Below are 313 nucleotides of genomic sequence, written 5' to 3'. Positions count from 1 at the left end.
CCCGAGACATTTCCGATGTTGATGTCGTGCTCGATACGGTTGGTGGCGATACTCAACAACAGTCTTACAAGGTGCTGCGTACCGGTGGGCATCTTCTCGCTACCGCCCTTTCGCCCGACGAGGCATTGGCCAGGGCTCACAATGTCGAAATTGGCTTCGTCTTCCATAGCTCCAATGGCGAACGCTTGCGACGGATCGTGGACGTAATAGGCGAACGCGGGATAAAGGTTCTGCTGGATCGGAAGACACCGGTGAACAGCTTTACGGAGGCGTTCGCGCACCAGGCATCGGGCCGGGCTCGCGGCAAAATTAT

Annotated in this window: 1 protein-coding gene; it reads left to right on the top strand. The window is 56.9% G+C overall.

Features of this window, described 5'->3' with window-relative positions; all coding sequences use genetic code 11:
* A partial coding sequence (locus tag DUT91_RS25265) for a zinc-binding dehydrogenase (RefSeq protein ID WP_147272323.1) occupies positions 1-313 on the top strand: 313 nt, incomplete at both ends.

It is taken from the genome of Paramesorhizobium salinisoli (assembly GCF_003335045.1).
Lineage (GTDB): Bacteria > Pseudomonadota > Alphaproteobacteria > Rhizobiales > Rhizobiaceae > Paramesorhizobium > Paramesorhizobium salinisoli.
Note: the sequence above shows the minus strand (reverse complement) of the source record. Positions and strands in the feature narration are given on the sequence as shown.